Genomic DNA, 26,612 nt, shown 5'->3' with positions numbered 1-26,612 from the left:
CTATGCAAGGCCCGGAACGCGTTACCTTGGCGATGACAGGTGCTTCTGGTGCCCAGTATGGCCTGCGCCTGCTGGATTGCCTGGTGCAGGAAGAACGTGAAGTGCACTTTCTGATCTCCAAAGCCGCGCAGTTGGTTATGGCCACCGAAACGGATGTCACCTTGCCCGCCAAGCCACAAGCGATGCAGGCTTTTCTGAGCGAGTACACCGGAGCAGCGCCCGATCAGATCCGGGTATACGGCAAGGAAGACTGGATGTCGCCCGTGGCCTCTGGCTCGGGATCGCCGAGCGCCATGGTGGTTGTACCCTGTTCGACCGGCACGCTCTCTGCGATTGCCACTGGCGCCTGCAATAATCTGATTGAGCGCGCCGCCGATGTGACGCTCAAGGAGCGTCGGCAGTTGATTTTGGTGCCGCGTGAGGCGCCGTTTTCCAGTATCCACCTAGAAAACATGCTCAAGCTGTCCAACCTGGGGGCGACCATCCTGCCGGCGGCGCCTGGCTTTTACCACCAGCCGCAAACCATTGATGACTTGATCGACTTTGTCGTCGCCCGAATCCTCAATTGTCTTGGCATCCCGCAGGATATGTTGCCGCGCTGGGGTGAGCATCATCACGTTAGTCGCGATGACTAAACACTTTTTCGGCACCTTGCTAATGCTTGCAGTGCTTTCAGTCACCAGTGGCTGCGCCAGTGTACGAACACTTGATGCAGCCAAAGCCGGTGCCCCCGTGGTCTATGCCGGCACCCGGCTTGATTGGTATGCGCTTAATGGCGGCTGTTGTCCGATGGACCGTTTCGGCGCTCAAGCACCGTCAATACCGGGGTTGGATCTGCCATTCAGTGCGCTGCTCGATACGCTGCTGTTGCCGTTGTCGTTGATTACCGCCCTGGGTGGTACCTTGAATGTCACTGGCGGCCTTTAACTACCCGGCGTGATCGGTTCAAATTCGCGCAAAAAACTCATCACTTTCTCCTGCGGCATCTCGCAAGGTTTGAGCAGTGCTGTGCTGGCAGTGATGTAGTAGTTGAAACTGATAAAGTCTGTTCCGCCGAGTTCTTCGGCATAGACCTTGATGCTTTGGCCTGCATTGAAGTCGCTGCGGCTAATACTGTAAGTACGGCCGAATGCCTTGGCTTTACTGGCCCCCAGCGGGATTTTGTTGATCAGTTGGCTGCGTTGATCGTCCATTAGTCGCTTCCAGCTGTTTGCTTAGTCCGCCCAGCCCGAATAGACGTAGGTCATGGCTTTCGGGCCTTGCAAGTAGCGTTTGTCCAGTTCACCAATCTTGAAGCCGCCAGCGTTTAGCAGGGCTGGAATATCACGATTGAGGTGGCAGCCGCCAGCCAGCGGCTTCCAGATGGGCGTGAGTCGATTTTGCCAGCGCACCACATTAGCGTCCGGAGCCAGGCCGTGCTCACAAAATAGCAAGCGCCCTTGTGGCTTGAGCACCCGGCGCATCTCTTTAAGCGCGGCAGCTGTGTCGGTAATGGTGCAAAGGGTGAAGGTGCAGACAATACTGTCGAAACTGGCATCGGCAGCTTTGATCTGGCCGAGTTCCAGGGCAATCATTTCAACAGGGATCGGAGTTTTCGCCGCCCGTTCACGGGCGAGTTTTTGCATGTCTGCCGAGGGGTCAACGCCAATCACCGCGCTGACTTTTTCAGGGTCATAAAATTCAAGATTGAGACCGCTGCCGATACCTATTTCAAGCACTCTGCCGTGCGCCTGAGGCACAATCTTCGAGCGTGCCTTCATGACTTCGCCCATGCCACAGGCAAGGTCAATCAAGCGTGGCAAAACAAAGCGATCGTACAGGTTCATCAGCGCTCCGTTTAGGTGTCAGTCTTGGTCTTCTTGCCCATCATCGTCATTGTTGCCGGTAATGGCGGCGAAGCATTTGAGCTTATGTGTTTGTTCGGGGCCTGCGATATTCCAGTGCTCATTGCTGCTGTCATAAGTCGCGGCGCTTATCTGGCCGAACGTGAACTGCCAGTGGCGGCGATCACGGCCGTCAATGCATTCCATGCTGAGCAGCGGCTTGGCTTGGCTGTCGGTGCTGGCTGAGCCGGCGCTAACCTGCGCGAGCAGTTCTTTGTCGAGGCTGAATTGCCAAGCGTATAGGCCGTCAATTTCCAGCATGTCGGCGTCAACCAGGGCTTCAATCAGGCTATTGTGAGTAGTGCTCATATTCAGCGTCTTTCCAGTGTTAGCGGCCTAGCCGGCGCAGTTGATCGGACTCGATGATGCGCGTGCCATCATCTTCCTCAAGTGCCAGGCGCCATAAGGCTCGCGCCAATACGGTGGTTTCTATACCGTGATATTTGCCTGGGAGTAAGCGTGACAGCGGGGTCATCAAACGCTCACCCAGGCGGAACTCGGCACGTGGGCCAATCAGCAGAGAAGGACGGGCGATGGTCAGTTGCGGCCAACCCTGTTGTTTCAGGGCTTGTTCAGTCTGGCCTTTGACCTGGTTGTAAAACACTGATGAGTTGGCGTCTGCGCCGAGCGCGCTGACCACCAGCAAGTGGCGGGCACCCAAGTCGCGGGCCCGCTGGGCGAATGCCAGAACCAGGTCCTGATCCACCGCGCGAAATGCTTCTTTTGAACCCGCTTGCTTGATTGTCGTGCCTAGGCAGCAAAAGGCGGTATCGACCTGACCACTGAGTTGCGGCAATACATCCAATAGCTCACCCACGGGGTTTTCCAGGTGAGAGTGCTCTGCCAGTGCGCGACGGGTAGGCGCCAGAACCCGTGCAACCGTTGGTTCATTGAGCAGCCTGTCGAGCAAATGTTCGCCGGTAAGGCCAGTCGCGCCTGCAAGCAAGATGTGTTGAGGGGTCAAATACATAGTTGTTGTTTCTCCGCTGATACATCTCAGCTTATCAGGCCGTGGCGAACTATTGTGCGATAGGCAAAAAATCTGCATTTGGTTATTGTTTTTCCACCGATTCAACTGCGGTTGAATCAACGGGTTTTATCATTAGCGCGCGTTTTGCTTGATCGGCACGAAGCGCCTGCCAGTGTTTGATTACCTGTTTTGCGGCCCAGATTTGTGGCTCTGATGGGGCGAAGCCTTGTTCCTTTTCGCGCGCGCTGACTTCTGCTTTGGCCAGTTCAAATGCACGTTCAAGGTCATCTGTCTGGTTAAGCGCATTGGCAAACAGCGCGCGGCCAAAATAAGTGAAGTCGTTGTCTTCAGAACAGCCGAACGATACGCGATCAGCGCGTGAGGCGGTGATCACTAGGGTACGCGGGTCTTTCAGTACGGGGATAAAACCACCGGAGTAACAGGCGGAGATCACGATGACTTTGTCACGCTCGGACAAAGGCTTGAGTAATGCCTCAAGCTCGCTGGCGGGTAAGTCGGCAAACTGGATACGCGGCACATCCAGATTTAATTCATGGCTGCGTGAGCCGTGACTGGTTAAATAGATGAACACCAGGTCTTCTGGACCGGTGCGTTGTGCGATTGCTTCGACCGCGCGGCGAATACTTTCGCGAGTCGCCAACGGCCGATCATTTATGTGGTCCCGGTGATTGATCAAGGCTATTTTGCCCCGCGCTGAAAACCGCTGTTGAAGCAGGTTGTCGACGTAGTCTGCTTCGCGCATAAAGACGCTTTGCTTGCCGTCCCCGGCGACTGTGAGGGCATAAATCTCTTGTTCTGCTGTCGATTCCGGCAACTGTTTGATCGCGTTCTCCAGCAGCCTGCCTTGTTCGAGTAAACCCACCTCAAGCGGGTCGGCAAGGGCGTTACCCTGATTGTCGCGAATCAATTGGCTATTTAGCCAAATCCCGGATTTTATGCTGCCATCGGCCAGCGTTAAGGTACCTTGCCCGGTGTACTCGCCGTAGATGAAGTGCCCTTCGTACTGGCTGCCATCAGCCAAGCTCAGGCGGCCCCGACCGTTGTATGACCAATCACTGAACTGCCCTAAATAGTGGCTGCCGTCAGCACCTTTGAATTCGCCTTCGCCATTCAATGCGCCGTCACTGAATTCACCATTCCAGACATCGCCGTCAGCAGTTTGATAGCGACCGCTGCCGACAAATTGATCGTCAACAAAGTCGCCGCTATAGAGGTCGCCATCGCTGCTTTTAAAGCTTCCAGGGCCATTGAGTAAGCCGTTGTTAAACACTCCGCTGAATTGGTTGCCGTATTCATCGGTACGCACGCCTTGGCCATTGGCTTTTCCTGCGCTGAACTGGCCGCGGTAATTACTTTTGTTGGGGGCATCGAGTGAACCCAAGCCGCTGAATTGGCCTTGCTGGAATTGGCCACGGTAGACAGTTGCATTGTGTTCCAAGGTGCCTTCGCCAGCGTATAGACCTTGGCTGAAACCGCCTTTGTAGCGGCTGCCGTCTGGCAGATTCAGTTCGCCTTGGCCCTCATAAAGACCTTGCTTGAAATGGCCGATGTAATGCTCGCCATTGCCTTTATGGAGTTCGCCTGCGCCACTCATCCGGCCGTCTTTGAACTCACCTTGGTACCAACCGCCATCAGCAAAATCCAGGCGTCCTGGCCCTTGCAGCAAGCCGTCGACTACCTTGCCGCGGTAGTGCGAACCGTCGGGAAGTGTGGCATTAGCCGGTAGCAGCGACTCGCCCTCGCCGCAGGCAGTCAGGAGCAGCGCGAGCGTTACGGCAGTCACCTTGGTGAAACAGCGCATATTGAACATCCCTGGAAACACAGAGTTGAAGTATGCAGCAAAGCAACAGTAGAAGGCGGGTGACCCAGATGGAATCTGATCGTGAACTGTGCACAAGGCGAAGGTTGTGATGATGGCGGCAGGCCGTTGCCGCCATCCTGGCTCAGGCTAAACGAAGCAGAGCGTCAGTATTTCAGAGATATAGGCAGGCTTTTCAGATCCTTCGATTTCAAGAACCGCACGAACCTTGAGCAGCCACTGCCCTGGATTTTTTTCGTGGGCATCAAGCAGGGTGGCAACCAGGCGTACTTTGGAGTCGACCTTCACCGGCTGGATGAACCGTACAGAGTCGAAGCCATAGTTGATGGCCATCTTCAGGCCTTCCGGTACCACCATGATGCCGTCCATGAGCATCGGGATCAGTGACAGGGACAAGAAACCATGGGCAATGGTTGAGCCAAACGGGGTCTGCTTGGCTTTCTCTGGGTCGACGTGGATGAATTGATGGTCACCGGTACAGTCGGCGAACTGATTGATGCGTTGTTGATCAATAGTTAACCACTCGGAGCGACCCAGTTCTTTACCGATGGAGCTTTTCAACTCTTCAATTTTCACCTGCGGCATATTCCCTCCTTGGGGAGACGTTTGTTCTTTTAGGTGTATTGCCTCAAGGATCTAGATCACCATGGCGCGGTTGCAGGGTCAAGCACGATGTTGCTTTTTGAATAGTGGGTTATAGGTGAGCCCATAGGCAGCCTATAATGGCTAGGTTTGCTAGGCGCAATGCGCGCCTTGATCACCTGATGCGTGCGCGATTGTATGCAGCCACGCCATTATCCTGCGGAGATTCACAATGCTGTTGCGCGGCCTTTCCTGGCTGGTGCTGTGTCAATTATTGGGCACGGCACTGAATGTTTTATTTTTCCCGATTTTGCCGGGGCCGATTATCGGCATGATGCTGCTGTTTATGTTTTTACTTGTTCGTGGTGAGGTTGATGCGCCGTTGCGCGAAGCCGCGAGCAGCCTGCTCAAATATCTCCCGCTGATTCTTGTGCCGCCTGCTGTAGGCGTGATGGCCTACGCCAGCGATATCGCCGCTGACTTCTGGGCGGTGGTTGGTGCGCTGGTGCTTTCACTGGTCCTCTCGCTGGTCTTCGCTGGTTGGTTGATGCAGAAACTGATTGAGCGCCAGATACGTAAGCAGGGTGGTCTATGACTTTGGACTGGTTTGCAGCGTGGCAGGCAGTCACTCACCATCCGTTATTTGGCGTGGGCATCACCCTTGGCGCCTATCAACTGGCGATGGTGGGTTATGAGAGGACGCGCTGGGTATTCTTGCAGCCGGTATTGGTGTCGATGATTATCGTTATCGCGGTACTGCTGATCTGTGGTCTGAGCTACGCCGAGTACAAGCTCAGCGTTGAATCAATGACCTTGTTCCTCGGCCCGACCACCGTTGCCCTGGCAGTGCCCTTGTACCTGAACTTGCGCAGAATCCGCCAACTGTTCTGGCCAACTGTGGCAACGTTATTGGTGGGTGGTTTTGTTGCCACCTGCCTAGGCATTGGCATTGCGTGGTTGTTCGGGGCTGAACCCCTGATGCTGATGAGTATCGCGCCAAAATCCGTGACCTCGCCAATCGCTATGCTGGTGGCCGATCAAATTGGCGGCATCGCAGCTCTGGCTGCAGTATTTGTAATGCTGACTGGTGTTGTTGGCGCCATTCTTGGGCCATCATTGTTGCGTCTGTTTGGTGTACGCCACCACGCTGCGGTTGGACTTGCGTTGGGTATCACCGCGCATGCGGTCGGTACATCGCGAGCGATGCAAGAAAGTGAAGAGTGTGGTGCGTTTGCCGCATTGGCGATGAGTTTGATGGGCATGTTGACGGCGGTGCTGTTGCCGTTGGCGATTGTGTTACTAAGGTGAGGAGGTCGCTGTGCACCTGCCATTGTTTCCGTTGAATACGGTGTTGTTTCCTGGCTGCTTGCTGGATCTGCAAATTTTCGAAGCGCGCTACCTCGACATGGTCAGCCGCTGTATGAAGCAAGGCCAAGGCTTTGGCGTGGTGTGCATTCTTGAAGGCGATGAAATCGGGGCCGCGGCCTCGCAGTTCTCGGCAATAGGTTGTGAAGCCCTGGTTCGTGATTTCCAGCAGCAGCCTAATGGTTTGCTAGGCATTCGCGTGCAAGGCGCACGTCGTTTTCGCGTTGAGCGGGCACAGCTATTGGCTGATCAACTGACCATGGCCGATATCACCTGGCTGGATGAGGCGCCTGAACAGCCATTGCTGGAGGAGCACGCCGACCTCAATGCCTTGCTGCATGCGTTGGCTGTGCATCCTATGGTCGAAGCGTTAGGCATGGAAGGCCAGGCCAATGGTCAAGCTGATCTGGCCAACCAGTTGGCTTATCTACTACCGCTTGAACCTGAACAGAAAATTCAACTGCTGGGGATTGATCAGCCCTTGGAGCGCCTGTCGGTGCTGCAAGAGGTGCTTGATCAATTGCAGGCCGAGCTCAACGCCTGACCTGATGCCCGCATTGCTCATGTGCTCTTAATAGCGATATTGCAGGGCATTGATCGATAGCTGCCAAATCGAAATACCAGCCAGCAGCGCTGTGCAGGCTGGCACTATCAGCCACCAGGCTTTCATCGATAGCGGGGCAAGCGGGTGTTTGATTTGACTGAGCGCCAGACTGGCTGCACACAGTGTGCTTGCCAGTAACGCGCCTCCAATAATGTCGGTTGGCCAGTGTACGCCGAGGTACACCCGTGAGCAGGCGATCATCAGTGCAGGCAGGCAGCTGACTATCAGCCAGGTCAAGCGCAGTCGTGCCGGTTGTCCGCGTCCGGCGAGAACGCCTAGCACCAGGAAAAAGGCAAAGGCCGCCGAACTGTGGCCGCTGGGGAAGCTAAAGCTACTCAGTGGCTCGACCAGAACGTCTGGGCGCTGGCGAGCAAACATCAGCTTTAACACATTATTGCTAACCGCCGTGCCCAGCAGGGTCATTGCGCTGAATAATGCCGAGCGCCATTGCTTGGCTGCGATTAGCAACAGGCATAGAAGTATCCCGGCCGCGAGCTGTGTAGTGAAGTCGCCAAGGTGGGTGATGCTTTGCGCCAACATATCGGCATGGCTGCTACGTTGTTCCTGAATCAAGGCCATCAAGCCTTTATCCAGCTCATCCAGATGCGGCCAGCCAATCATCATGGCAATCAGTGCAACCAGACCTGTGCCGGCGGTTATGAGTCCGGCGTGGTGCTGGTCGCGCAGGTTACTTTGTGCGGCGACCAGCAAAAACAGGCCAACACCTGCGGCGACTATGGCGGCTTCTGTCCAAAAACCAGGGGGTAAAGGCAAGCGCAGTGCCGCGCCGGTCGCCCAGCCGGGCAGCAAGTAGGCGACCGACCAGCCAGCTGCGGCGAGCAGGCTGACCACGATAAATCGCGGCAGCGGCATGTTCAGCATCCCTGCGACCATTGGCAGCATTGGTCGCAGGGGGCCGATAAAACGCCCCACTAGCAGGCTGGCAATGCCGTAGCGTTGGAAGTAGTTTTCAGCGTATGCGAGCCAGTGCGCACGTTGTCTCAAGCCTGGTAGGCGGCGGATGTCTTCATGGAAAAAGCGCCCCAGCGCGTAAGACAGGGCATCGCCGAGTAATCCGCCACAGTAGGCCAGCAACAAGGTTTCACCGAGGCTCAAGGCGCCGCTGCCTGCCATTGCCGCTACGGCAAAGAGTAAAAATGTGCCAGGTACTATTAACCCCACAATTGCCAGGCACTCGGTCAGCGCGATCAAGAATACGGCAGCGGCTAACCACTGCGGGTTGCTGGACAGCCAGCCAGTCAAGGGTTCAATCCATTGGCTCATCGGTGTGCATCCTGGCGATCAAGTCGATAAAAATCATGGCCTTCAAGCTGCCCCCGCCGCAAGGGGTTGCGCGTGCAGTGTTGTGCATAGGCTGCATCAACAAACCGATAAGGCAGTTGTTCATCGCGGCCATGTGGAATGCCAAGGCGAGTGGTTTGAATAATATGTTGGGGGTATTCGCCAATGTCTTCGACAAATAAGCGCTTTGGATCGAAGCGTTGTGCGTCCCACTCGGGCACTTTCAGGCCGAGGGCTTTACACAACAGGGTTTGTCCTGAGCAGAGCTTTTCGCGCGTGCGCGGTTGTCCTTGGCTGTCCGGGTTGTTGCTTTGCATGCGCTCCAGGCTTTGAGGGCCGGAGAGTTCATCGAGCCAGGCGAAACCGGATTTGATCAAAACTGCATTGCCTGGGCCCTGTGCGCTGAAATTGAGGGAGTCTCCACCGCGCGCGTAATACATGTAGATATGCCCGCCATCGAGAAACAAGGCGCGGCGTTTTTCGGTATAGCCAAGCGATGCGTGACTGCCTTTTTCAGCGCAGTAATACGCTTCAGTCTCGATAATTCGTGCAGAAAGCCAGAGCTCGCCCTGACGATGGCGAATGACTTTGCCGAGCAGGTCGCGGGCCAGTTCACGTGCGTCGCGATTGAAAAAATCATCGCTTAACATCTTGTGTGGCTGACTTGCTGTACTTAAGGCGGGTTTGTCAGGCATGGGCTGTCGCTGTTGGGTCGTAGGGCATAGGCTGGCTTGGATAATAACAAGACGAGCCTTAAGCATGTCTGAACGAGTTCTTCATAGCCACATAAGCCCGAGTGCGCATTTCACTGCATATGTATGGTACCGGCACGGCTTGTCGGATGCTGCATTTATCAGCTCCTTTGGCCGTTTCTCCCACTCTGTCCTAAGGCCAGTGATGTGGGCGAGCAGGCGTTTTTTTGACCTGAATCTTGAAAACATGCTGCTGCTGCGTCATCTGCAAATTGATGCAGGCCTACACCGTGCCATCGAAACATACGGGGTTCGCCAGGTGGTTGAAATCGCCTGCGGGCTCTCGCCGCGGGGGCGGCGTTTCACTCAGCGGTATCCGCAACTTCACTATATAGAAGCCGATTTACCGGATATGGCCGAACGTAAGCGTCAGTTGTTGGCCAAGCACGGCTGGCTTGGTGATAGGCATCAGGTGAGCCCGGTTGATGTGTTCGCCCAGCATGGCACTAATAGCCTTGCCAGCGCCTTTGCCCAGCTCAATCGTGATGAACCTGTCTTGGTGATTACCGAAGGGTTGGTCAATTACTTCCCGCTTAAGCAGATCGAGTTGTTTTGGACACGCTTAGCCGCAGAGCTAAGCCCCTTTTGTGCGGCAAGCTATATCACTGACTTGTACCCGGAGTTGCAAGCGCATCCGCGTCACCGACAAATCCGCTGGGGTGTCGATTTGGTGGGGAAACTGACCCGGGGAGAATATTACCTGCATTACGCCGATGCTGAGGCTATTGATGCAGGTTTCAAGGCCTGTGGTTTTGCTGCTGTCGAGGTTGTTGATCCAAGCGTGCGTGCTACAGATTTGGGCCTGCCAATCGCGAAAGGGCCAGGCTTGGTGAGAGTCGTTCACGCCCATATGTAAGGCCCTGGTAGGCATAAATGCGCCGTATGTAGTGGGCCAGCGCCTGGCTGGCTCGTGCCTCGGCGTGGGTGAAGATAAACGCCGCTCCCTGCGCTGATTGATGAACTAGCAAAATACCCTGCGGCTCAAGTTCCTGAAGTAACAGCTGCCAGCCACGAACAGCCAGTTGCTGAGTGTCCTCGGTACGCAGCAGCCCACCGAAGAACCCCAGCTCAATAACTTCCGCATGCCATTCGCGACCATCAATGTTGCGCAGGCGAGCTTGAGGCTGTAGCGGCGGGGTGCGTGCTTCCTGGCGGCGTTCGAGCTGTAATAGTGAATGGCTCTTGATGCGCCTGATGCCTGTACATTGCGTTGGCAGCGCTCTGCCTTGCAGGAACGGGAGGTAAAGCTGGCTGCAGCTTGGGCGTTGTTCCAGTTGTGCAAGGTGATCGGCGCTGTTGATGATTGCGAATTCTGCATTCGTACAGGCTGCTGCAAAATATGCATGTTCCCAAGGTTGAGTGAAGTGGTCGTATTCTCCTGCGAGTATCAGTGTTGGGCATTTGGGGTGGGAGTCAAACCCGTGGAAGTCGAGCAGGCGCCGACTGTTTTGTTGGTAGCGCTGGATTTCTGAGCTGGATAAGCGCTGCAACTGACGCAACATGGCTTTTTGAAAGGTTGGGGATATTCCGGTTTCCTCTATGCGCAAGGGGTTGATCAAACCGCTGACAACACCTTGCGCAAAGAGCTTGATATCGCCGTGCTCAAGTATATGGAGACTTTCCTCCAGTAATAGCCGTGCGCCAGGCCTGCCGAATGCCGCGACGCCGGAGAGCAGCAAGCGGTAGCACTTGCTTGGGTGGCGGCAGGCAAACAAGGCTGCCAGTGCCGAACCATACGAAAGCCCTATTGGCATGACGGCGGGTAGATTCAGTTCGCTGATAAAACCTGCAATCAGATCCGCCAGATCCTCCAGGCTCAGTTCACTGGCAGGTTGTAAATTGCCACCCTGGCCGGGCAGGTCGAGCAGGATCACGGGATGATCGGCTAACAGTTCACTGACTTCGTGACTGAAAGAGCGAAAGCTCTGGAAGGCCCCGCCTATAAACAGTACCGGTTGGCGTTTGTCATGGCTGTTGATGGAGTATGCGAGATACTGCAGGCGCCAGGGACCGATCATCAGCGTCTGATGGCTGTTATTCAATTGTGTCGGGTTGTAGTCGGTTTGATAGCGCATGGGTCAATGGCTCCGACGGTGGTCCGCCTGTCTTTATTCTCGGTATTTAGCGCCTTGGCTTGGTCGGTATTGCGTTGCCAGGCACATGCAGATGAGTGAAGGCACGGGGTAAGTGCTTTTCTGTGTAGGTAGTTTTGAAAATAGACAGCTGCATTTCTTTTGGTTACCTATCCTTAGACCTGTCTGTTGCGCGGGCCGCTTTTGTTGGCGAAATAACGGCTGTTGCGACTGTTACGGTGGAAAAACCGTAACAAGCTGTTCGCCATCTGCCAGGCACCGCTGTGCGTGAGGGCTTGCGCTCGCTATAATCAGCCGCTTTCCTTGTTGCCTGGCTACCGAGACCATGACTGAGTCCGTGCTCGACTATATGACCCGCTTGGGCCGTGCTGCCCGTGAGGCTTCGCGCGTGATTGCGCGTGCCAGTACTGCCCAGAAGAACCGCGCCTTGCTGGCCGCCGCATCGGCGCTGGATTCAGCACGCGCCGAATTGACCGAAGCCAATGCCAAAGACCTCGCCGCAGGTCGTGAAAATGGCCTTGAGCCGGCGATGCTCGATCGTTTGGCGCTGACGCCGGCGCGTATCGACGCAATGATCGAGGGGCTGCGTCAGGTCGCGACATTGCCCGATCCGATCGGTGCTATTCGGGATTTGAGCTACCGTCCGTCGGGTATTCAGGTTGGCAAGATGCGCGTGCCGCTTGGCGTGGTGGGCATCATTTATGAGTCGCGCCCAAATGTGACCATTGATGCAGCGAGCCTGTGCCTGAAGTCTGGCAACGCGACTATTTTGCGCGGTGGCTCAGAAGCCATTCACTCCAATCGGGCGGTTGCGGCCTGTATCCAGCGTGGCTTGGCCGCAGCTGACCTGCCTGCCGCCGTGGTGCAAGTGGTTGAAACCACTGACCGCGCGGCGGTCGGCGCGCTGATTACCATGCCTGAATTTGTTGATGTGATTGTGCCGCGAGGCGGCAAAGGGCTGATCGAGCGGGTAAGTCGCGATGCGCGCGTACCGGTGATCAAGCACCTTGATGGTATTTGCCACGTCTATGTTGATGCTTTGGCTGAACTGGCAAAGGCGCAAAAGATTGCCTTCAATGCCAAAACCTATCGTTACGGTATCTGCGGTGCGATGGAAACCCTATTGGTTCATCAGTCGGTTGCAGCCGATTTCCTGCCGGCAATGGCCGCACAATTCACCGAGAAAGGTGTCGAGTTGCGTGGCTGCGAGCGTACGCGCGAGCTGATTGCGGCCAATCCGGCGACTGAGGACGATTGGGCTACCGAGTATCTGGCGGCGATTTTGTCGATCCGTATTGTTGATGATCTTGATCAGGCCATTGAGCACATCAATCATTATGGTTCGCATCACACCGACTCGATCGTGACTGAGCATCAGGGGCACGCTCGGCGCTTCATGGCTGAAGTCGACTCCAGTTCCGTGATGCTTAACACGCCAACCTGCTTCGCTGATGGCTTTGAGTATGGCCTGGGCGCGGAGATTGGTATTTCCACTGATAAGCTGCATGCCCGTGGCCCTGTTGGTCTTGAAGGCCTGACGTGCGAGAAGTACGTGGTGGTCGGTGACGGTCAGTTGCGCGGGCAGAATGCCTAAACGCATTGGCCTATTTGGCGGCACCTTTGATCCGGTGCACATCGGTCATTTGCGCGGCGCGGTAGAAGTTGCCGAGTTTATGGCGCTTGATCAGCTGCGTTTGATACCGAGCGCGCGGCCGCCGCACAGGGATACACCGCTAGTCTCGGCCCATGACCGTCTGGCGATGGTTGAGTGTGCAGTGGCTGGCGTAGAACCGTTGGTGGTTGATGATCGCGAGCTCAAGCGCGATAAGCCGTCCTATAGCATCGATACTTTAGAATCGCTGCGGGCTGAGTTGGCAGCGGATGATCAACTCTATTTGTTACTGGGCTGGGATGCCTTTTGCGGGTTGCCAAGCTGGCACCGTTGGGATGAGTTATTGCTGCATTGCCATATCTTGGTATTGCAGCGACCCGATGCTGACAGTGAAGCCCCAGAGGCACTGCGCGATTTGCTAGCGGCGCGCAGTGTTAGCGATCCACATGCGATGACCGGTGCATGTGGGCAGATTTCCTTTGTGTGGCAAACGCCGATGGCGGTGTCTGCCACGCAAATTCGCGGGCTGTTGCTCGACGGAAAATCGGTACGTTATTTGGTGCCAGATACGGTGCTGACTTACATCCAAGCGCACGGGCTGTACCGTGCAGCGAACTGAGAGCTTGCAGGCAAAGGCTATGCGAGATTGAAACGGCCTGGCAATCATCGATTGATGATGTGGGGCGTCGCGATCAATAGAGCATTTTAGCAACACGCGTCTGCAAGTTCTGACACATGAGGCAAACGAGTTACCTATGAAGAATCAAATCATGCCGAGCGAAGATCTGGTCAAATTGGCCATCGCTGCGCTGGAAGACATCAAGGCACAAGACATCATCACCATTGATGTGCGTGAAAAGACCAGCATCACCGATTTTATGGTGATCGCCAGCGGTACATCCAGTCGTCACGTTAAGTCGCTGGTCGACAATGTCCTGGAAAAAGTAAAGGAACAGGGTGTTCGTCCAATCGGCAGTGAAGGCCTGGATACAGGTGAGTGGGCGCTGCTTGACCTTGGCGATATCGTGGTTCACGTCATGCTGCCGACTGCGCGTCAGTTCTATGACCTTGAGCGCCTGTGGCAGGGCGCTGAGCAGAGCCGTGCACAGCACGCGCCAGAGCAAGGCCCAGAAGCTGAGTAAGGGCGTCTAGCTGTGCGTATCAAATTGATTGCCGTCGGCTCAAAAATGCCGCGCTGGGTCGAGGATGGTTGGCAGGAATATGCCAAGCGCATGCCTTCTGAACTGGCGCTGGAGCTGATTGAGATCCCGCTGACAACGCGAAGTAAAAATGCTGATGTTGCCCGTATGATTCGCCAAGAAGGCGAAGCCATGCTGGCCAAGGTTCAGCCGGGTGAACGGATTGTGACCCTGGAAGTCGAAGGACGACCATGGAGCACCGAGCAGTTGGCCGTCGAGCTGGATAAATGGCGGCTTGATTCACGAACAGTCAATTTGATGGTCGGTGGCCCTGAAGGGCTTGCGCCTGAAGTTCAGGCGCGCAGTGAACAACGCTGGTCGTTGTCGCCGCTGACCTTGCCGCATCCGCTGGTCCGTATCCTCATCGGCGAGCAGGTTTACCGTGCCTGGACAGTGTTGTCCGGCCATCCTTACCATAAGTAGCCACAGTACCGATGCCGCAGCCGATTCGCCTAAAAGACCACGAAAAAGACGCACGACTGGTTCGTGGGCGCGCGATCGTCGGCGCCATTGTGGTTTTTCTATTGATTGGGGTGCTGGTCAGCCGCCTTTATTATCTGCAGGTGGTGCAATACGAGTATCACTCGACGCTGTCTGAAAACAACCGCGTGCATGTGCAGCCCATTCCTCCGAATCGTGGGCTTATCTATGATCGAAACGGGGTGATCATCGCCGATAATCGGCCAAGTTTCAGTCTGACGCTAACCCGCGAGCGGGCCGGTGATTGGGAAAAGGTGCTGGACGTTATCGTCGAAGTGCTGGGGCTTCCCGAAGAAGACCGGCAACTGTTCGAGAAGCGCGTGCGCCAGGGGCGCAGGCCGTTTGAGCCTGTGCCGGTGTTGTTTGAATTGAGCGAAGAGCAAATCGCCAAGGTCGCAATCAACCAGTTCCGCCTGCCGGGTGTGGAAGTGACCGCACAACTGGTCCGGCATTACCCGCTTGGCGAGCACTTTGCTCACTCGGTGGGCTATGTCGGGCGCATCAACGAAGCGGAACTGAAAAAACTCGACCCCGTTGAATACAGCGGCTCTCACCACATAGGTAAAACCGGTGTAGAGCGCTTTTATGAGTCTGACCTGCATGGCAAGGTGGGTTATGAAGAGGTCGAGACCAACGCCCGTGGTCGCGTCCTGCGGGTGCTTAATCGCACCGACCCTCAGCCGGGTAAAGACCTGGTTCTGACCATCGATACCAAGCTTCAGGAAGCAGCAGAAAAGGCGCTAGGTGGCCGACGCGGAGCGATTGTGGCTATTGAGGTGAAGACCGGGGAGGTGTTGGCAATGGTTAGCCAGCCAAGTTTCGACCCGAATCCCTTTGTCACCGGTATCAGCTTCAAGGCTTATGCTGAGTTGCGTGACTCTATCGACCAGCCCCTGTTTAACCGCGTCTTGCGCGGACTGTATCCGCCAGGCTCCACGGTTAAGCCCATGATGGCGATTGCCGGTCTAGATGCAGGGGTTATTACACCGAGCTCCAGAGTGTTTGACCCTGGGTATTACCAACTGCCTAATAACACCCACAAATACCGCAACTGGAACCGCTATGGCGATGGGTCGGTCAACCTTGAAACCGCGTTGATGCGCTCCAACGACACCTATTTCTATGATTTAGCGCATAAGCTGGGCATTGATCGCATGCATGACTACATGACCAAGTTTGGTCTTGGCCAACGTGTTTCCCTGGATATGTTCGAGGAGACGGCCGGGCTGATGCCTTCGCGGGAGTGGAAGCGCGGGCGCTATCGTCAATCCTGGTATCCGGGTGAGACGCTGATTCTTGGTATCGGTCAGGGCTATATGCAAACCACACCGCTGCAACTGGCACAAGCCACAACCTTGGTGGCTAACCACGGTAAGTGGATTCGCCCGCATCTGGCTAAAACCGTGGGTGGCGTTGCGCCAGTAGACGAAAACCCTGTTCCAGATATTGTGCTTAAAGACCCTAAATACTGGGATTATGCGCGCAACGGTATGGAAATGGTTATGCATGGCGCCCGTGGTACAGCGCGCAAAGTGGGTAACTCAGCGGCTTATCGAATTGCCGGTAAAAGCGGTACCGCACAGGTTGTGGCGATCAAGCAGGGCGAGCGTTATGACCGCAGCAAGGTACGTGAGCGCCACCGTGACCATGCCTTGTTCGTTGGTTTTGCACCGGCTGAAAATCCAGAGATTGCCGTCTCTGTGCTGGTTGAGAACGGTGAGTCCGGGTCGGGCGTTGCTGCGCCAGTGCTGAAAGCGGTCATGGATGCCTGGTTGCTGGATGAAAATGGCGTGCTCAAGGCAGAGTATGCTCCACCCGTTAAGGAACAGGTGCAGGACCAATGAGCAATAGCTTTGACCGTACCCTATCCAATGAAGATGTGATGCGCCGCAGGGCGAGCCTGCTCCAGCGTTTGCATGTTGACGGTATTTTATTGTTACTGCTGCTGACCTTGGCTGCAGGCAGCCTGTTTATCTTGTACTCGGCCAGCGGTAAAAATGTCGACCTTCTGATGAAACAGGCCAGCTCATTCGGTATTGGCCTGGTTGGCATGCTTATCATCGCTCAGTTTGAGCCACGATTCATGGCGCGCTGGGTGCTGCTTGCCTACCTCGGTGGCGTCGGCCTATTGGTGGCGGTTGATGTCATGGGGCACAACGCAATGGGGGCAACGCGCTGGATCAATATCCCAGGTGTGATCCGTTTTCAGCCGTCCGAGTTTATGAAGATCATCATGCCGGCGACCATTGCCTGGTACCTCTCGAAACGGACCCTGCCACCGCGCCTGAAACATATTGTTGTGAGTCTGGCGCTGATTGGCGTGCCTGTGAGCCTTATCCTTGTGCAGCCAGATTTGGGCACGGCGTTGCTGGTGGTCACTTCTGGTGCCTTTGTCTTATTTATGGCAGGTTTGCAGTGGCGCTGGATCATCGGTGCCGTAACTGCATTGGTTCCTGTAGCAGTTGGCATGTGGTTTTTTGTCATGCATCAGTACCAGAAGCAGCGGGTGTTGACCTTCCTCAGTCCCGAGACTGATCCGCTAGGCAGTGGCTGGAATATTATCCAGTCCAAGGCGGCGATTGGTTCTGGGGGCGTACTGGGCAAGGGTTGGCTGTTGGGCACCCAGTCGCACCTGGACTTTTTACCGGAAAGCCACACGGACTTTATCATTGCGGTCCTGGCTGAAGAGTTTGGTCTGGTTGGCGTATGTATATTGCTGTTTGTTTATCTGTTGTTGATCAGTCGTGGGCTGGTGATAACCGTGCAAGCACAGACGCTGTTCGGTAAGCTCTTGGCCGGATCGCTAACGATGACGTTTTTCGTCTACGTGTTCGTTAACATCGGCATGGTCAGTGGTTTGCTGCCTGTCGTTGGAGTTCCCTTGCCATTCATTAGTTATGGTGGAACTTCGCTAATCACGTTGTTGTCAGGGTTTGGGGTTTTGATGTCGATTCACACACACCGTAAGTGGATCGCTCAGGTTTAATTGGGGTTAGGAATTCAATGCAAATAATGCGTGGCTGGGCCGTACGACAAGCACATTGGTTAGGACTTGCCACTGCGCTCGGCTGGGTTCAGCAAGCTGGCGCGGGTGATTATTCGCAATCACCTGAAGTCGCTTCATTTATCACCGAAATGACCCGTGACTACGGTTTTGCCGAGGAGCAGCTAGTCAGCCTGTTCGGTGAAGTTGAGCGCAAGCAGTCGATAATCGACGCTATTTCGCGTCCGGCTGAGCGCGTGAAGCCATGGAAGGACTATCGTCCGATCTTCATTACTGATTCACGTATCGCTCGCGGTGTCGATTTTTGGCGTCAGCATGAGGCTGCATTGGCGCGCGCCGAGAAAGAATACGGTGTGCCAGCCCAGTACATAGTCGCAATCATCGGCGTGGAAACCTTCTACGGCGGCAATACCGGCAGTTTCCGGGTGCTGGATGCGTTGTCGACACTGGCATTTGACTACCCGCCGCGCGCACCGTTTTTCCGCAAGGAGTTGCGCGAGTTTCTGATGTTGTCGCGCGAGGAGCAGGTCGATCCGATTACCCTCAAGGGCTCGTATGCAGGCGCGATGGGGCTGCCGCAATTCATGCCGAGCAGCTTCCGGGCTTATGCCGTGGACTTTGATGGCGATGGCCACATCAATATCTGGAGTAATCCGGATGATGCGATTGGCAGCGTTGCCAGCTATTTCAAGCGCCATGGCTGGTTGCCGGGCGAGCCGACGGTCAGCCGCGCCAGTGTTTCCGGGGACAAGGTTGATCAAGGTTTGACCGAAGGCCTTGATCCGGTGAAAAATATCAACCAGCTAAAAGAGCTTGGCTGGAGCACCACCGATAAGCTTGATGGCGAGATGCCTGTAACGGCTTTTCGTCTTGAGGGTGTCGATGGCGACGAGTATTGGTTAGGCTTACCCAACTTTTACGTGATCACGCGCTACAACCGCAGCAGTATGTACGCGATGGCGGTCACTCAACTGGCCCAATTGATAGTCGAAGCACGGGGAACCCATTGATGTCGAGCCTGCCACTCAGACTCATTACGCTTGGCGCTATCACCTTGGCGCTGGCAAGTTGCTCGTCTAAACAACCCGTGGTCAAGCCAGTCGCTACGCAGCCCACAGGCATTAGCGGTCCTGGTAATTTTGCGCGCCCGCATCGGGACGGCGCGCCGTGGTGGGATGTTGATGTGTCGCTGATTCGCGACGCAGTGCCGACGCCGCACATCGGTCCTTACAAAGCCAGCCCTTACACCGTATTGGGCACCAAGTATTTCCCCATCCAGGATGGCAGCTCCTACCGTGCGACAGGGTTGGCATCCTGGTACGGTACAAAATTCCATGGCCAGGCGACAGCCAACGGCGAGACTTACGACCTGTACGGCATGACGGCCGCGCACAAGACCTTGCCACTGCCAAGTTATGTCAAGGTGACTAACCTGGAGAACGGCAAGACCGCCATTTTGCGGGTCAATGACCGGGGCCCGTTCTACTCCGATCGTATTATCGACCTGTCGTTTGCTGCCGCTAAAAAGCTGGGGTATGCCGAGAAAGGCACGGCCCGGGTCAAGGTTGAAGGCATCGACCCTCAGCAATGGTGGGCGAAGCAGGGCAAGACTGCGCCAATGGTCTTGGCTGAACCCAAGTCTGTTGCGCCAGTAAAGTCGCAAATGCAGGCCATGGCCGAACCGGTTGAGCAGTATGTACCACCGGTAAGCCAGCATGCCGCCCCCGTATTACCAGTCCAGGTCGACTCAAAAAAAAACGATTCACTCGCAGCCTCTGGCCTGTATCTCCAAGTCGGAGCCTTCGCCAATCCGGACGCTGCGGAGCTTCTCAAGGACAAGCTGAGCGGGACAGTCTCTGCCCCGGTGTTCATCAGCTCAGTGGTGCAGAATCAACGGACTCTGCATCGCGTTCGCGTCGGACCGATCAGCAATCAGGGAGAGGCTGAGCAATTGCAAGAGAGTGTGCGTCTGGCCAATCTGGGTAAGCCCACTGTGGTCAAGGCCAACTGAATTGGCGGCTTTAGTCAGCCAATAAGCAGGCAGCATGCTGTCGCGGCAACCGAGTGTTGCGACAGCCATTCATAATTTGCCCATTCGGGCTTGTTCCACCATCAGCTACTTCGAGAGACGGATGAATATCACCAGCTTTGCGCAACGCGTTTCATTGTCACTTTTGCTACTTGCTGCGCCAGTCGCATTTGCCCAGCAAATGGCTACACCTGCGCCACCTCAGTTGGCGGCAAAATCCTACGTGCTGATGGATGCAGCAACAGGGCAGGTACTGGTTGAGAATGAAGGTGACCAGCGTCTGCCACCTGCGAGCCTGACCAAGCTGATGACCGCCTACATCGCAACCCTTGAGATCGACAAGGGCCAGATCAGTGAAAGCGATATGGTCACCATTAGCGAGCACGCATGGCGCACTGGCGGCTCACGTATGTTCGTCAAGGTTAATACCCAGGTTTCGCTGAGCGACCTGCTGCACGGCATTATTATTCAGTCGGGCAATGATGCCAGCGTCGCTGTCGCCGAGCACATTGCCGGTAGCGAAGATGCATTTGCCGACATGATGAACAACACAGCGAAAGAGTTAGGGCTTACCAACAGCCACTTCATGAATGCGACTGGCTTGCCGCATCCGGACCATTACTCCTCAGCGCACGACATGGCCAAGCTGGCCCGGGCAATCATTTATGTTGACCCGACCCACTACGCCATTTATTCGCAGAAAGAGTTTCTCTGGAACAATATCAAGCAGCCAAACCGCAACCTGCTGCTGTGGCGCGACAAGACTGTTGATGGCCTGAAGACCGGTCATACCGACGAAGCTGGGTATTGCCTGGTGGCATCTGCCGTGCGTGATGGTATGCGTCTGATTGCCGTGGTCTTTGGTACCAATAGTGAGCAAGCGCGCGCTGCTGAAACGCAAAAACTGCTGACCTATGGTTTCCGCTTCTTCGAAACCCGTACTTTCTACAAGAAAGGTGCGGAGCTTGCGCAAACTACGGTGTGGAAAGGTGCTGATCGCCAAGTCAAAGCCGGTCTGGCAGAAGACCTGACCCTGACCTTGCCAAGAGGCCAAGTGGACAAGTTACAAGCCAGCATGACGATGACGCCGCAACTGATTGCACCGATCAAACAAGGTGACGTTGTTGGTAAAGTTGAAGTCAAACTAGGCGATAAAGTGGTTCAGAGCACCGACCTGATTGCACTTGAGCCTGTCGAAGAGGGTGGCTTCTTCCGCCGCGTGTGGGATAGCATTCGCTTGTTCTTCTACGGCTTGTTCAACTGATAACTTGCTTAGAGCCTCTAAATACCATTGTCTTGTTTACAGTCCTGGTATTCAGAGGCGTCTAATGCGCCCCTATCCGGGGCGTAATACTTATGGACGGGCCAAAAGCCCGCTGATGCCATGACCGATACTGACGATGTAAAAGCACCAAAAATCGAGTTTCCTTGCGAGCGCTACCCAATCAAAGTGATTGGCGATGCGGGCGAAGGCTTTGCTGATCTGGTGATTGAGGTTCTTCAGCGCCATGCACCGGATCTGGATGCCGGGACTCTGGTCACTCGCGACAGTAGCAACGGGCGTTATCTTTCTGTGCAAGTGTTGATCACCGCGACGGGTGTTGAGCAACTGCAAGCCATCCATGTTGATTTGCGAGCAACTGGCCGCGTCCACATGGTGTTGTGATGAGCCTGATCGGCTTTCGTGAGTTGGGTCGGGTGGCTTATGAGCCGACCTGGCATGCCATGCAGCGGTTTACTGACAGCCGTGGCCCTGAAACCACTGACGAAATCTGGCTGCTCGAACATCCTCCTGTATTTACCCAGGGGCAAGCAGGTAAAGCCGAGCATGTTCTACTGCCGGGCGATATTCCGGTGGTGCAGGTCGATCGTGGCGGTCAGGTGACCTATCACGGCCCGGGCCAACTGATTGCCTACCTCATGCTCGATGTCCGCCGCTCCAAGCTCGGTGTTCGTGATTTGGTCACGCGCATGGAGCAGAGCTTGCTGGATTTGCTGACCAGCTACGGCGTCAACGCATACACCAAGAGCAATGCTCCAGGTGTGTATGTGGGGGATGCAAAAATTGCTTCGCTCGGCCTGCGTATTCGCAATGGCCGCTCGTTCCACGGATTGGCCCTTAACACTGACATGGACCTGTCGCCGTTCCAACGCATAAACCCATGTGGCTATGCGGGAATGGCAATGACTCAACTGGCTGACCTGGTTGAGACGCCAATAGAATTTTCCGAGGTTAGTGCCCGGCTGCGTGACCAGCTCGTCAAACACCTCGACTACGCTGAACAGAAGACCCTTGTGGGCGGAATTGACTGATGAGCACTGTGGAAACAGCCGGCAAACCGGCCAAGGTTGAAGTTGGCGTCAAGCTGCGTGGCGCAGAAAAGATGGCGCGCATCCCGGTAAAAATTATCCCGACTGACGAGCTGCCTAAAAAGCCTGACTGGATTCGCGTGCGAATTCCGGTTTCGCCAGAGGTTGATCGTATCAAGCAACTGCTGCGCAAGCACAAGCTGCACAGCGTGTGTGAAGAAGCGTCGTGCCCGAATTTGGGTGAGTGCTTCTCCGGTGGCACTGCAACCTTCATGATCATGGGCGATATCTGTACCCGTCGTTGTCCATTCTGTGATGTCGGCCACGGCCGTCCAAAGCCGCTGGATACAGACGAGCCAACCAACCTCGCAGTGGCTATTGCCGACTTGAAGTTGAAGTACGTGGTGATTACTTCGGTTGACCGTGATGACCTGCGTGACGGCGGCGCCCAGCACTTTGTTGATTGCCTGCGTGAAATCCGCAAGCTGTCACCGAATGTGCAGCTCGAAACCCTGGTGCCTGACTACCGTGGTCGCATGGATGTTGCCCTGGCGATTACCGCCAATGAGCCGCCAGATGTGTTCAACCACAACCTTGAAACTGTGCCGCGTTTGTACAAGGCAGCGCGTCCTGGTTCGGACTTTGAGTGGTCCTTGGACCTGCTGCAAAAGTTCAAGCAACTGGTGCCGGGTGTCCCTACGAAGTCTGGCTTGATGCTGGGCTTGGGCGAAACCGATGAAGAAGTCATCGAGGTGATGAAGCGCATGCGCGAGCATGACGTGGATATGTTGACCCTGGGTCAATATCTGCAACCTTCGCGCAACCACTTGCCGGTGCAGCGCTTTGTGCACCCGGATGTGTTTGCCTGGTTTGCCGAAGAAGGCCTGAAGATGGGCTTCAAGAACGTAGCATCTGGCCCGCTGGTACGCTCCTCTTATCACGCTGACCAGCAGGCGCACAGTGCCAAGGCTTAAACAGCTTTGATGCCTCAGAGCGGCGCTGAGCCGCTCTTGAGCATGTGCATATTAAAAAGGCGACCCAGAAGGTCGCCTTTTTTGTTGCCGGGATTTGTGCGTCAGGATCAGTGGTCGCGCAATCGCTGTAGCAACTCGATGCTTGGATAGCCATCGGCAGGCTGTTGCTGCTGTTGCTGGAAGGCGCGCACGGCCTTGCGGGTGTTGGCGCCAATGATGCCGTCCGCCTTGCCCGGCTCGAAGCCCTTTTGTGCCAGCAGCTGCTGTAGCTCAATGCGCTCCTGGCGGCCAAGCTGGCGCTCTCCAACGGGCCATTTGCCTTGTACACCTGCGGCACCGCGCAAGCTGTCGCTGAGCAGGCCAATGGCCAGCGCGTAGGAGGTGGAGTTGTTGTAGCGCAGAATGCTGCGGAAATTATTCATCAGCAAGAATGCCGGGCCCTTGTAGCCAGCCGGCAGTAATAGCGTAGCCAATGAGTCAGCCGGCTGGGATGCATTACTGTTGGTCGGCTTGACGCCCAGCGCTTGCCATTGGCTCAGCGTGCGGCGCACTTCAGGGTCGGCCAGGGCGTAGTCGAAGCCAGCCGGTAGCCGGACTTCAAAGCCCCAAGGCTGATTCATTTGCCAGCCGGATACGTTCAGGTATTGCGCCGCAGAGGCGAGGGCGTCGGTGGAGGAGCGCCAGACATCACGCTTGCCGTCACCATCAAAGTCTACTGCGTGTTCGTTGTAGGTGGTTGGCATGAACTGGGTCTGCCCCATCGCGCCAGCCCATGAGCCGACCAGGTGTTCGGGGTCGGTATCGCCGTGCTGGAGAATGTGCAGCACAGCCAGCAGTTGACTGCGCCAGAAGGCCTGGCGCCGGCCTTCATAAGCGAGCGTTGCCAGTGAACGCACGACGTTGTAGCTACCGATGTTGCCACCGAAGTTACTTTCCATGCCCCAGATGGCTACCAGGGTTTCACGATTGACCCCATAGCGCTGCTCGATCCGATCCAGTGCCTGGCGTTCTTGCACCATCAGGGTCTTGCCCTGTTTGATCCGGGCTGGCGATACCGCGCCGTTCAAGTACTCCCAGACTGGTCGAGTGAACTCGGGTTGGCTGTTGTCCAGGCGCAGGACATCTGGGTTGGGGGTAATGCCTGCAAACGCTCGGTCGAACAGGGTGTCGCTTATTCCGGCGGCGATGGCATCGCTGCGCAGAAGCATGCGCCATTCGGCGAAGCTGAGTTCGGGTTGGGCTGATTGCGCAGCTTCAGGCGCTGGCGCTGGCTGGACTGTTGGCGCGACTGTCGGTGTCCCGCTCATTGATTGAGCAGGTGCTTCGGAGCAGGCACTCAAGAGTACAAAAGAGAGGGTGATCGAGGTGTGGCTCAGGCCACGGAAAAGCAGGTTTGGCATGGTGGTCTCAGCACGTTTCTCAGTGAGCTACCATAACATGGATGAGGCTGCATGCAGACTGAAACGGTGGTTTCAGGCTGCCTTAAACGAACAAGCCTCCCAGTTTTGCTGGGAGGCTTGGCGGCGGTAACTGCCTTTACCTTTCTGCGGTTTTTGTTGCTGGCTGCGAAATAACGGCTGGGCAACGATTGACTTGGCTTTATTCGGTCGTTTTTGACCTGATTTGCTCATGGTTTTCTCCATAGTGCGGGTTTACTGCATAACAACAGCAAATGATGAGCCTGCTATGGATTAAAGTCCAGATTGGCGTGAGCTTGTATTAGATGGCGCCGCATCAATCGGTTGCGCCTGAGTTATACGGCGCTGCTGATGCTCAGGCGTTTGCCGCACATGCTCAGGGTCAGCATGTTCAGGGTGCTCCAGGCATCCCCCGGGGCCTGGCCCTTGATCTGCGCATCAATGGCTTGCGCGTCTTCCAACAGTTTGGCCCAGCGCTGTGCTGAGTGGCGTTGCAGGGCTTTACTGACCAGGGGCCTGCGTTTATCCCAGACTGGTGGGCGAGCAGAGCTGAAAGCTTTGTCGAGTGGCATGCCTTGGCTGTATTGCTGGGCAATGGTTGCCAGCAAGCGAATCTCACGGGCCAATGCCCAGAGGATAACTGGTGGTTCGACACCTTCGCCGCGCAGGCCTTCAAGCATGCGCAGGGCGTGCTCGGCCTCGCCATTGAGCGCAGCATCGATCAGGCCAAAAACATCAAAGCGAGCGCTGTCGGCCACGGCTGCCTGGACGGTGTCGACATCAACCTGATTGCCCTCGGCGAGTAACTTGAGCTTTTCGATCTCCTGTGCGGCGGCAAGCAAGTTGCCTTCGACACGCACCGCAATCATCTCCACAGCTTCTTGAGTTGCGCTCAAGCCAGACTGGGCCATGCGCTGGCGAATCCATTGGCCGAGCTGGTTGGCATCCACCGGCCAGATCTGCAAGAACTGGGTGTTTGGACCTTCGATCAGGGCCTTGGCCCATTTGCTCTTTTGCGTACTACCGTCGAGTTTGGGCAGGCTTACCAGCAGGACGGTGTCTTCAGCGGGGCGCGCCAGGTACTCCAGTAGAGCAACGCCCTTGTCGCTTGGCTTGCCGCCGGGAATGCGCAACTCAAGCAGGCGTTTGTCGGCAAATAGCGAGAGGCTGGCGCTGGCCTGGAGTAAGTTACCCCAATCGAAATTAGCTTCGGCGTTGAACACCTGGCGTTCACTAAAACCCTGGGTACGGGTGGCTGCGCGTATCGCATCGCAGGCTTCCTGGCAGAGCAGAGGTTCGTCGCCGCTGACGACGTAAACGGCTGCCAGAGCACCTTGTAGGTGTTTGCCAAGTTGTGCTGGATTAAGTTTCATCTGCGCCGGGGCCTCTAGACAGTGGCGGATTAAGCCAGATCCGCCGGGCGTAGGGTGTGACGAAATGAAGCCTGTCCACCAACGTGCAGCAGTTTATTGCTGTTTGTGGCGCAAATGGGTTCACGTTGCACCATTAGCTGGGTCAAAGGGTGGACGAAAAAGCGACGCCCACCCAAGACTTTACTGTGCAGGTATTTCCATTGGCGATTGCTGCGGCTCAGCAGCTTGACGCTGGCGTGCGGCTTCTTCTGCATCTGCTTCGGCCTGGGCCTTGGCCTCTGCGGTTTGCAGCAATGCATCAAGCTGTGCCGGGGTGATCAGTTGCAGGCGCAGCATCAGCTGGTTGATCAGGTCGCGGCGCATTTCCTGGCGCAGCTGGGCCATTTCTTCATCAGAGCCCACGATGTTGTTGCCGTCGCGGGTTTGGATGCTGCGTACTTCAAGCTGGTTGCTCTGCAACAGCAGATTCTTGCTGCCACCGCGGATCTCGTAGTCGAGGCGGGTGGTTAGCTCGCTTTCTGCGGTTTGTGCGGAGCTGGTGTAGCTGGCCGCGCGTTGGGTTTCCTGCTCATTGACCAGCGCCAATGTGTAAGGCGCGCCCGCATGAACCTTGACCTTGTTGTTTTCGAGGGTCTCGGTCACTTGCTTGACTGTTTCACCGTAGGCATTGCGTGCGATCACGTTGAGTTCAGTCAGGGTGAATTGCACGTCACCGGTGCCGCGCAGCTGAAAGCCGCAGGCGCTGAGTAGAGCGGCCAGGCCGATTAGTAGCAGATTCCGTTTGATCATCTTGTATCCCCTTGGCGAGCGTCCCGGCGCGGC

Annotated in this window: 31 protein-coding genes; 18 read left to right on the top strand and 13 right to left on the bottom strand. The window is 55.8% G+C overall.

Translation table 11 applies throughout. The annotated features are described in order from the left end of the window. Positions 1 to 2: 2 nt before the first annotated feature. Positions 3 to 635, top strand: coding sequence for a flavin prenyltransferase UbiX (gene ubiX / locus AACY26_RS19635; RefSeq protein ID WP_339516529.1), 633 nt, complete (start codon positions 3 to 5; stop codon positions 633 to 635). Next, positions 628 to 927 carry a YceK/YidQ family lipoprotein gene (locus AACY26_RS19630; RefSeq protein WP_339516527.1) on the top strand — a complete coding sequence of 100 codons (300 nt, stop codon included), beginning with the start codon at positions 628 to 630 and terminating at the stop codon, positions 925 to 927. The genes ubiX and AACY26_RS19630 overlap by 8 nt, the downstream gene beginning before the upstream one ends. Here AACY26_RS19630 and AACY26_RS19625 read toward each other — a convergent pair. The 6 genes from AACY26_RS19625 to AACY26_RS19600 all read right to left on the bottom strand — a co-directional run bounded on the left by AACY26_RS19625 (position 924) and on the right by AACY26_RS19600 (position 5,278). Then, complete coding sequence (locus AACY26_RS19625) at positions 924 to 1,193, bottom strand: peptide methionine sulfoxide reductase (protein WP_339516525.1); 270 nt, start codon at positions 1,191 to 1,193, stop codon at positions 924 to 926. The two genes, AACY26_RS19630 and AACY26_RS19625, sit on opposite strands and share 4 nt — an antisense overlap. 21 nt (positions 1,194 to 1,214) lie before the next feature. After that, entirely contained in the window at positions 1,215 to 1,826 is a 612-nt protein-coding gene (locus tag AACY26_RS19620; protein WP_339516523.1) for a class I SAM-dependent methyltransferase, read from the bottom strand. Positions 1,827 to 1,844: 18 nt separating this feature from the next. Further along, positions 1,845 to 2,192 carry a DUF5629 family protein gene (locus AACY26_RS19615; RefSeq protein WP_339516521.1) on the bottom strand — a complete coding sequence of 116 codons (348 nt, stop codon included), beginning with the start codon at positions 2,190 to 2,192 and terminating at the stop codon, positions 1,845 to 1,847. Between the two features lie 19 nt (positions 2,193 to 2,211). Further along, positions 2,212 to 2,853 (bottom strand): oxidoreductase, encoded by a 642-nt coding sequence (locus AACY26_RS19610; RefSeq protein WP_339516520.1) that lies wholly within the window; start codon positions 2,851 to 2,853, stop codon positions 2,212 to 2,214. 82 nt (positions 2,854 to 2,935) lie between these two features. Then, the gene (locus AACY26_RS19605) at positions 2,936 to 4,675 is read right to left on the bottom strand and encodes a C13 family peptidase (protein WP_339516518.1); all 1,740 of its coding nucleotides are present in this window, start codon (positions 4,673 to 4,675) and stop codon (positions 2,936 to 2,938) included. Between the two features lie 147 nt (positions 4,676 to 4,822). Then, on the bottom strand, positions 4,823 to 5,278 hold the full coding sequence (locus AACY26_RS19600) for a MaoC family dehydratase (RefSeq protein ID WP_339516517.1): 456 nt from the start codon (positions 5,276 to 5,278) through the stop codon (positions 4,823 to 4,825). A gap of 229 nt (positions 5,279 to 5,507) precedes the next feature. Between AACY26_RS19600 and AACY26_RS19595 the strand changes: the two genes are divergently transcribed. Genes AACY26_RS19595 through AACY26_RS19585 form a run of 3 tightly spaced genes read left to right on the top strand, consistent with a single transcriptional unit; the run spans position 5,508 to position 7,184 of the window. Further along, complete coding sequence (locus AACY26_RS19595) at positions 5,508 to 5,870, top strand: CidA/LrgA family protein (protein WP_339516515.1); 363 nt, start codon at positions 5,508 to 5,510, stop codon at positions 5,868 to 5,870. Between the two features lie 2 nt (positions 5,871 to 5,872). Next, on the top strand, positions 5,873 to 6,583 hold the full coding sequence (locus AACY26_RS19590) for an LrgB family protein (protein ID WP_339516646.1): 711 nt from the start codon (positions 5,873 to 5,875) through the stop codon (positions 6,581 to 6,583). A gap of 10 nt (positions 6,584 to 6,593) precedes the next feature. After that, entirely contained in the window at positions 6,594 to 7,184 is a 591-nt protein-coding gene (locus AACY26_RS19585; protein ID WP_339516513.1) for an LON peptidase substrate-binding domain-containing protein, read from the top strand. 27 nt (positions 7,185 to 7,211) lie between these two features. Here the strand turns inward: AACY26_RS19585 and AACY26_RS19580 are convergent, their stop codons facing one another. Continuing rightward, on the bottom strand, positions 7,212 to 8,528 hold the full coding sequence (locus AACY26_RS19580; protein ID WP_339516512.1) for a bifunctional DedA family/phosphatase PAP2 family protein: 1,317 nt from the start codon (positions 8,526 to 8,528) through the stop codon (positions 7,212 to 7,214). Continuing rightward, a complete protein-coding gene (locus AACY26_RS19575; protein WP_339516511.1) occupies positions 8,525 to 9,241 on the bottom strand; it encodes a DNA-3-methyladenine glycosylase in 717 nt (238 codons plus the stop codon). The genes AACY26_RS19580 and AACY26_RS19575 overlap by 4 nt, the downstream gene beginning before the upstream one ends. Before the next feature lie 64 nt (positions 9,242 to 9,305). Here AACY26_RS19575 and AACY26_RS19570 point away from each other — a divergent pair, with 64 nt between their 5' ends. Further along, positions 9,306 to 10,154 (top strand): class I SAM-dependent methyltransferase, encoded by an 849-nt coding sequence (locus tag AACY26_RS19570; RefSeq protein ID WP_339516510.1) that lies wholly within the window; start codon positions 9,306 to 9,308, stop codon positions 10,152 to 10,154. Here AACY26_RS19570 and AACY26_RS19565 read toward each other — a convergent pair. Beyond that, positions 10,087 to 11,373, bottom strand: a complete 1,287-nt coding sequence (locus AACY26_RS19565) for an alpha/beta fold hydrolase (protein ID WP_339516509.1) — start codon at positions 11,371 to 11,373, stop codon at positions 10,087 to 10,089. The genes AACY26_RS19570 and AACY26_RS19565 overlap by 68 nt on opposite strands. Before the next feature lie 343 nt (positions 11,374 to 11,716). On the opposite strand from AACY26_RS19565, the gene AACY26_RS19560 reads away from it, so the two are divergent. The 12 genes from AACY26_RS19560 to lipA all read left to right on the top strand — a co-directional run bounded on the left by AACY26_RS19560 (position 11,717) and on the right by lipA (position 22,999). Continuing rightward, positions 11,717 to 12,985, top strand: coding sequence for a glutamate-5-semialdehyde dehydrogenase (locus AACY26_RS19560; RefSeq protein WP_339516508.1), 1,269 nt, complete (start codon positions 11,717 to 11,719; stop codon positions 12,983 to 12,985). After that, positions 12,978 to 13,622, top strand: coding sequence for a nicotinate-nucleotide adenylyltransferase (nadD, locus tag AACY26_RS19555; RefSeq protein ID WP_339516507.1), 645 nt, complete (start codon positions 12,978 to 12,980; stop codon positions 13,620 to 13,622). The genes AACY26_RS19560 and nadD overlap by 8 nt, the downstream gene beginning before the upstream one ends. Positions 13,623 to 13,773: 151 nt before the next feature. Beyond that, the gene (rsfS, locus tag AACY26_RS19550; protein ID WP_339516645.1) at positions 13,774 to 14,145 is read left to right on the top strand and encodes a ribosome silencing factor; all 372 of its coding nucleotides are present in this window, start codon (positions 13,774 to 13,776) and stop codon (positions 14,143 to 14,145) included. Between the two features lie 12 nt (positions 14,146 to 14,157). Beyond that, positions 14,158 to 14,625 (top strand): 23S rRNA (pseudouridine(1915)-N(3))-methyltransferase RlmH, encoded by a 468-nt coding sequence (gene rlmH / locus AACY26_RS19545; protein ID WP_010487239.1) that lies wholly within the window; start codon positions 14,158 to 14,160, stop codon positions 14,623 to 14,625. A gap of 11 nt (positions 14,626 to 14,636) precedes the next feature. Further along, positions 14,637 to 16,526 (top strand): penicillin-binding protein 2, encoded by a 1,890-nt coding sequence (gene mrdA, locus AACY26_RS19540; protein ID WP_339516506.1) that lies wholly within the window; start codon positions 14,637 to 14,639, stop codon positions 16,524 to 16,526. A gap of 38 nt (positions 16,527 to 16,564) precedes the next feature. Further along, positions 16,565 to 17,668, top strand: a complete 1,104-nt coding sequence (rodA, locus tag AACY26_RS19535) for a rod shape-determining protein RodA (RefSeq protein ID WP_339516644.1) — start codon at positions 16,565 to 16,567, stop codon at positions 17,666 to 17,668. Between the two features lie 17 nt (positions 17,669 to 17,685). Beyond that, positions 17,686 to 18,696 (top strand): lytic murein transglycosylase B, encoded by a 1,011-nt coding sequence (gene mltB / locus AACY26_RS19530; protein ID WP_339516505.1) that lies wholly within the window; start codon positions 17,686 to 17,688, stop codon positions 18,694 to 18,696. After that, entirely contained in the window at positions 18,696 to 19,697 is a 1,002-nt protein-coding gene (locus tag AACY26_RS19525; RefSeq protein WP_339516504.1) for a septal ring lytic transglycosylase RlpA family protein, read from the top strand. Before mltB ends, AACY26_RS19525 begins: the two co-directional genes overlap by 1 nt. Before the next feature lie 121 nt (positions 19,698 to 19,818). Then, positions 19,819 to 20,979, top strand: a complete 1,161-nt coding sequence (locus AACY26_RS19520) for a D-alanyl-D-alanine carboxypeptidase family protein (protein ID WP_339516502.1) — start codon at positions 19,819 to 19,821, stop codon at positions 20,977 to 20,979. Positions 20,980 to 21,099: 120 nt separating this feature from the next. Continuing rightward, entirely contained in the window at positions 21,100 to 21,381 is a 282-nt protein-coding gene (locus AACY26_RS19515) for a DUF493 domain-containing protein (protein ID WP_339516500.1), read from the top strand. After that, on the top strand, positions 21,381 to 22,028 hold the full coding sequence (lipB, locus tag AACY26_RS19510; RefSeq protein WP_445261333.1) for a lipoyl(octanoyl) transferase LipB: 648 nt from the start codon (positions 21,381 to 21,383) through the stop codon (positions 22,026 to 22,028). Before AACY26_RS19515 ends, lipB begins: the two co-directional genes overlap by 1 nt. Continuing rightward, entirely contained in the window at positions 22,028 to 22,999 is a 972-nt protein-coding gene (lipA, locus tag AACY26_RS19505) for a lipoyl synthase (RefSeq protein ID WP_339516496.1), read from the top strand. Before lipB ends, lipA begins: the two co-directional genes overlap by 1 nt. Before the next feature lie 107 nt (positions 23,000 to 23,106). Here the strand turns inward: lipA and AACY26_RS19500 are convergent, their stop codons facing one another. The 4 genes from AACY26_RS19500 to AACY26_RS19485 all read right to left on the bottom strand — a co-directional run bounded on the left by AACY26_RS19500 (position 23,107) and on the right by AACY26_RS19485 (position 26,579). Continuing rightward, a complete protein-coding gene (locus AACY26_RS19500; protein WP_339516494.1) occupies positions 23,107 to 24,399 on the bottom strand; it encodes a lytic murein transglycosylase in 1,293 nt (430 codons plus the stop codon). A gap of 72 nt (positions 24,400 to 24,471) precedes the next feature. Further along, the gene (gene arfA, locus AACY26_RS19495) at positions 24,472 to 24,630 is read right to left on the bottom strand and encodes an alternative ribosome rescue factor ArfA (RefSeq protein ID WP_339490160.1); all 159 of its coding nucleotides are present in this window, start codon (positions 24,628 to 24,630) and stop codon (positions 24,472 to 24,474) included. Between the two features lie 122 nt (positions 24,631 to 24,752). Continuing rightward, positions 24,753 to 25,790: a DNA polymerase III subunit delta gene (gene holA, locus AACY26_RS19490; RefSeq protein WP_339516492.1), complete on the bottom strand. Its 1,038-nt coding sequence runs from the start codon at positions 25,788 to 25,790 to the stop codon at positions 24,753 to 24,755. A gap of 180 nt (positions 25,791 to 25,970) precedes the next feature. Beyond that, complete coding sequence (locus AACY26_RS19485) at positions 25,971 to 26,579, bottom strand: LPS-assembly lipoprotein LptE (protein ID WP_339516490.1); 609 nt, start codon at positions 26,577 to 26,579, stop codon at positions 25,971 to 25,973. Positions 26,580 to 26,612 lie beyond the last annotated feature (33 nt).

This window comes from Pseudomonas sp. RL_15y_Pfl2_60, from assembly GCF_963970595.1.
In the GTDB taxonomy this organism is placed as follows: Bacteria; Pseudomonadota; Gammaproteobacteria; order Pseudomonadales; family Pseudomonadaceae; genus Aquipseudomonas.
Note: the sequence above shows the minus strand (reverse complement) of the source record. Positions and strands in the feature narration are given on the sequence as shown.